Origin of the sequence: uncultured Kiloniella sp. (assembly GCF_937128705.1) — a bacterium.
GTDB lineage: Bacteria > Pseudomonadota > Alphaproteobacteria > Kiloniellales > Kiloniellaceae > Kiloniella.
In genome coordinates this window covers 1-5,320 of sequence record NZ_CAKZMP010000174.1, presented here as the reverse complement: position 1 = coordinate 5,320, position 5,320 = coordinate 1, and the positions used below count along the sequence as shown (strand labels likewise).

At 43.5% G+C, this 5,320-nt stretch carries 5 protein-coding genes and 1 pseudogene; 2 read left to right on the top strand and 4 right to left on the bottom strand.

What is annotated here, in order from left to right:
* Window positions 1–17 precede the first annotated feature (17 nt).
* The 3 genes and pseudogenes from Q0241_RS09565 to Q0241_RS09555 all read right to left on the bottom strand — a co-directional run bounded on the left by Q0241_RS09565 (window position 18) and on the right by Q0241_RS09555 (window position 2,049).
* The gene (locus tag Q0241_RS09565; protein ID WP_299376616.1) at window positions 18–656 is read right to left on the bottom strand and encodes a hypothetical protein; all 639 of its coding nucleotides are present in this window, start codon (window positions 654–656) and stop codon (window positions 18–20) included.
* The gene (locus Q0241_RS09560; protein WP_299376613.1) at window positions 656–901 is read right to left on the bottom strand and encodes a hypothetical protein; all 246 of its coding nucleotides are present in this window, start codon (window positions 899–901) and stop codon (window positions 656–658) included. The genes Q0241_RS09565 and Q0241_RS09560 overlap by 1 nt, the downstream gene beginning before the upstream one ends.
* Window positions 902–943: 42 nt before the next feature.
* A pseudogene (locus Q0241_RS09555) lies at window positions 944–2,049 on the bottom strand (IS3 family transposase).
* Between the two features lie 2 nt (window positions 2,050–2,051).
* On the opposite strand from Q0241_RS09555, the gene Q0241_RS09550 reads away from it, so the two are divergent.
* Window positions 2,052–4,346: a UvrD-helicase domain-containing protein gene (locus tag Q0241_RS09550; protein ID WP_299376610.1), complete on the top strand. Its 2,295-nt coding sequence runs from the start codon at window positions 2,052–2,054 to the stop codon at window positions 4,344–4,346.
* Window positions 4,301–5,083 (top strand): 3'-5' exonuclease, encoded by a 783-nt coding sequence (locus tag Q0241_RS09545; RefSeq protein WP_366941167.1) that lies wholly within the window; start codon window positions 4,301–4,303, stop codon window positions 5,081–5,083. Before Q0241_RS09550 ends, Q0241_RS09545 begins: the two co-directional genes overlap by 46 nt.
* A 147-nt stretch (window positions 5,084–5,230) precedes the next feature.
* On the opposite strand, the gene Q0241_RS22575 is transcribed toward Q0241_RS09545, so the two are convergent.
* Window positions 5,231–5,320: T9SS type A sorting domain-containing protein (locus tag Q0241_RS22575; RefSeq protein ID WP_366941166.1), on the bottom strand; the 90-nt coding region annotated here is incomplete at its 5' end.

Below are 5,320 nucleotides of genomic sequence, written 5' to 3'. Positions count from 1 at the left end.
AAAAGTGAGCTCGCAATTTACTTCATCTGTGTAATGTTAGTATTTTTTGGCGTTTCGAATTGGAAGTGCTTTTTTGTAAGCTTTGGATTCTTTTCAAACTTCACAAGTTTTAAAAGAACAGGCTCGGCCTTATTCGTTAGAAATAATTTTAAATTCTGAGCTTCACCTAAAGTGGTCTTAGCACCAATTGTTTCTTTGAATTCAATTTCAATTTTTTCAAGGCCTAACTGAGACTTTGCATCTTTGTTAAACGTCAGGAAGGCCTTCTTCTTTTTCTTAACAGTCTTATAGAGTTTATTGTTCTCAAGACCTTGAGATAAGGAATCAAAGATTCTTGAATAACAAAATTGACCAGAATCTCCTACGGCCAACTCCCCTTTCTCACCTTCCATAGGTCCGAGAAAACCCCATTGATCTTTGTTTAAAGGTCTCCACTTTAAAACTACCGCCAATGACCTAATTCGATCCAGACTGTCTATGTACGCATAACATTTCCCATAAAAAGCCTCTATGAAATTTTTGGCACCATCTTTAATTGGGGCTTTCTCTTTTTTCTCGATTGTAGATGGCGCTTTATATTGTTGGGCGAGAACACCATTCGTAGCCAATATCGAAACAGCAACAATAAGCGTAAGAACTCTAAGCTTCGATAGCATTATTTTTTTCTCTCAGTATCAATATGGGCTGTGGTAACAGAGTAACCAATTGCAGCACCAACTACATTTAATAAGTTTAGGATAGCAACAGGTAATAATCTTAATTCATCATTTAATATTACCTGATAAAAATATGTTAAAAATAACAAATATGTTTGATATTGAAGTGGTCCTGGTTTTCCGAACAGGTTTGCGGGAAAAGTTAGGCCACTGGGAAGCATTCTATAACCTTGCTGTTCTCCCATAACCTGTACCAGAGAGAAGTTAGCTTTTAATGCATGACACGCTCATGCTGCGTTGTCCATCCTGTTCCGGGTTAACCCGGAACAGGATTTCGCAAACTCATCTGGTGCTGCCCAGTTCAAGGCAGAATGCGGTCGTGTAGTATTGTAAGTAATCCTCCAGCTTTCTGTGATTTGACGCGCTTCTCTCAGGTTCGAAAACAAGCTTTCGTTCAGGCACTCATCGCGCACCCGTCCATTGAAAGCTTCACACAATCCATTCTGAGAAGGTTTGCCCGGTTGGATGAATTGCAAATCTACACCTGACCGTTGCGCCCAATCGAACATGGCCATAGACGTAAATTCAGTGCCGTTATCACAAACGATGTGAACTGGTCTGCCATGCAAATCGATCAGCCGATTCAGTTCTCTGGCAACACGCACCCCGGAAATTGACGTGTCTACCAATATGGTGTGGCATTGCCGTGTGAAATCATCAATCACGTTGAACAAGCGGATACGGCGACCACAGGACAGTTGGTCGCTCATGAAATCCATGCTCCATCGTTCGCCTGGACGAGACGGCAGAACCAGTGGTCGCCGGGTGATTGCAGAACGCCGCCGCTTCTTGCGTTTTCTGACCTGAAGGCCCTCTTCAACATAAATCCGATGCGTCTTCTTGTGATTGGCCCCAAAGCCTTCACGCCTGAGAAGTACATGCAGGCGCGGATGACCAAATCGCCTGTGCTGATCTGACAAGTCTCGCATGCGCTGTCTGAGTTTCACTTCTGGAGAACGAATAGACTTGTAGCGAACAGTTGAACGAGGAGCCTTTGCCAGCCGACAGGCTCTGCGCTCACTCAACCCCAGATCACACAATATCTTCACAGCCTTGCGCTGAACCTTGGGGCTCATATCTTTTTTAGCACCTCCTCCAGTGCCATCTTGTCCAGCGATAAATCCGCAACCAGCTTCTTCAGCTTGCGGTTCTCGTCTTCCAGATCACGAAGCCTGCGGGCTTCATTCACTTCCATGCCGGAAAACTTGGCCTTCCATTTGTAAAAACTGGCATCTGACATACCGTATTTACGACACAGTTCCTTGGCTGAAACCCCGGCCTCATGTTCCTTTAGAATGCCAATAATTTGCTCATCTGAATATCTTCGTTTCATTAGTGCCTCCGATTAAATCGAGAAAAACACTAACTCCTAAATGGATCAAGTTTTGGGGAGAACAGCATTTTCGCTATACTACTTGTATGACCGATATTGAAACATCTGAGTTCCTCGAAGAATCTGTTTGTAAAAGTCCAATGAGGCTTCAACGGAGTTCTCTCAATGGAGTATTTCTGCGGCCTTTTGGTCTGACTTTTTTAGGGATAGAACAAACAGCTTCAGGATTAAAGCTGCTGGGTGGTCAGCAAGAATTTATCGACTTTTCGGATTTATCCGGCCCCATTACCGTTGGAAAGATAATAGGATTTTCTTTGATCGCCTTGCCTGTGAAGAATGGTGAACATTTCAAAATCGCAGGCATAAAAACTGAAGAGGCTAAACGTTTTGTTCAGGTAGCAAATGCTTTGTTCTGCCAATACGTTGCAAAAAATTACGAGGCTAACGAGAAGGAAATAATTGCACTAAATGAAGCAGTAAATCGTCTAAACCGGCCTCGACGCTATCCATCAGCATGTTTACTCGAACCATTTGTTAAGAGGGCCTTGGAATTAGCAGATACATTCCCCGCCGTTCTTCCACACGGATCACTTTCAGAAATACAGAAGGAATTGCGCGCAAATATTCTCGATTTTTTAAAGGATCCGCAATCTGCACAAAGGATGGCAATTGATGCTTTCATCAGAGCTGAAACCGATGAGATGCGAGAGTTTTTTGATACCATAGAAACAAACCCACTGACGCCCGAGCAACGGCTTGCCGTTGTTACTGATGAAGACGCTACTCTTGTCCTCGCAGGTGCCGGTTCAGGGAAAACCAGTGTCATAGTTGCAAAGGCCGCATATCTTGTCACCAAGGAAATCCGTGAACCTCAAGATATACTCCTGATGGCTTTTGGCAAAGAGGCAGCAGCCGAAATGGCAGACCGCATCAAAGAAAAATCAGGTGCAGTGATTAACGCTCTCACATTCCATGCACTTGGAAACAAGATTATTCGAGAAGTTGAGGGTAGAGGCCCGGCACTTGCTGCACATGCGAGTGATGACGCCAAGTACCGCACTTTACTAAAAGATATTCTAGTTACTGATATTGTACAGAAAGCAGGTTTGGGTGACGTGCTTTTGAAGTGGTTCTCGGAGTTCTATTGGCCCTATAAAAATGAATGGGACTTTAAATCCAAAAGCGAATATTACCAATGGGTTGAGGCCCATGAACTTCGCACTTTGAACGGAGACCTCGTAAAAAGTTACGAAGAATGGGAAATTTCCAATTGGCTCTACCGAAATGGAATTACCTACGAATATGAACCAGTCTATGAGCATAAACTCCCATCAGGTGCTCGCGGTGCCTATAATCCGGATTTCCGCTTAACCGATAGTAACATCTATATCGAACACTTCGGGGTTCGTAAATTTCGAGAACCAGACGGGTCCACTCGTCTGACGACTGCACCATACATCAGCCGAGACAAGTATCTCGAAGAAATGGAGTGGAAACGCCACATACACCGTAATAACGGTACAATCCTGATTGAGACTTTCAGCTATGAAAAAGTAGAAGGAAAGCTTCTTGATGCGCTAAGGGAAAAGCTGGCAACACACGATGTCACGTTAAGGCCAATTCCTGACGATCAACTCTTCAACAAATTATCAGAAATGGGTCAGATAGATGCATTCACACAAACTCTTGGTACTTTCCTAAGACACTTCAAGAGTTCTGGTCTATCTATTGAAGAATGTCACTCTAAGGTAAGCAATGATGGAGAAGATCCACGTAACAGAGCTTTTTTAAAAATCTTTAAACCAATGCTTTCGGCCTACCAGGAACGTCTTGGAGGCCAGATCGATTTTGAAGATATGATAAACCGCGCTACTGAACATGTCGAAACAGGTCGATTTCAGAGCCCCTATCGCCATTTACTCGTCGATGAGTTTCAGGACATTTCAGAAGGACGAGCCAGATTATTGCGTGCACTTAAAACGCAACATGATGACGCGCGGATTTTTGCCGTCGGCGATGACTGGCAATCAATCTTCCGCTTCACGGGCTCGGATATACATCTCATGCGCGGCTTTGGGAAGGAATTTGGCGGACAACTGGGACCGGAAAGCGGAATTCACAGCACAGTTGATCTGGGGCGTACCTTTCGTAGTGTTGATAAAATTGCATTGCCTGCCAGGCACTTTGTTCTTCAAAACCCGTCTCAAATAAAAAAAAAGTTGTCACTGTTTCAAGTGCTGAACACCCAGCAATCCGCGTCGCATACTATGGTAAGGGAGGAGATGGTGCTTCGATAAAAGCTGTTCTCTCTGAAATATCCGCTAGCAAAGGCTCAAATGTCAGCGTCCTGCTGCTCGGGAGATACAACTTCTTAAGACCAAAGAACTTGAAAGCACTAGAAGCTGAATATCCGAAAGTTTCTCTGCGCTTCATGACTGTGCACGCTTCAAAAGGACTCGAGGCTGATCACGTCGTGATTCTTCGTACAGAATCAGGCACGATGGGCTTTCCCTCAGAGATCGCTGATGATCCTGTGCTTAATCTCGTGCTTCCCAAGCCTGAAAAATTTGACCATGCGGAAGAAAGACGCTTGTTTTATGTGGCTCTTACGAGAGCGCGTCAGGCGGTCACGATTCTTGCGGATCGATCCAAGCCCTCTGTATTTGTACGTGAATTAATTGATCGCTCTGCATACGAAACAATAGAGCTCGGTAGATCAGGCATCACCAAAGTTAAGTGTCCATCGTGTAACAGTCGTATTTTGCTTAAAACCGGCAAGAACGGACGAGCATATTTGTCGTGTGAACATCACTCCCTTTGTAATCAAATACTCCGTCCCTGCAACTCTTGTGGGAAGAGCCTTCCTATTACTGATGAGACTAATCCCAATTTGAAAGTGTGTCGTGACTGCGGGGCTGAATTTCTTTGCTGTCCCGAATGTAACGAAGGTTGGCTTCTGGAAAGGAAGGGACGTTATGGAAAATTCTTGGGTTGTGTTCGTTACCCCGAGTGCGAAGGAAAACAAAAACTATAATTACTCAACTGCTAAAATCAAGATACAGCGCAGCTACAAATATCTTTTAATTAATTAATTCCTCGAAATTATTTTATTTGAAAAAAATAAGAACTTCAAAAAAAATGATGAAGTCCTTATTTCATAATTGTGAACAATTTGGGGAAATTATTTCTTCACTATTCTTTTTGTAGCAACAGAGTTACCACTTGTTAACTTAAGAATGTAAATTCCTTTAGAAAGAGAAGATACGTCTAA

Bases quoted from the DNA above. Each gene is read 5' to 3' on its own strand.
- Q0241_RS09565 (WP_299376616.1), bottom strand. From the start codon at position 656: ATGCTATCGAAGCTTAGAGTTCTTACGCTTATTGTTGCTGTTTCGATA.
- Q0241_RS09560 (WP_299376613.1), bottom strand. From the start codon at position 901: ATGGGAGAACAGCAAGGTTATAGAATGCTTCCCAGTGGCCTAACTTTT.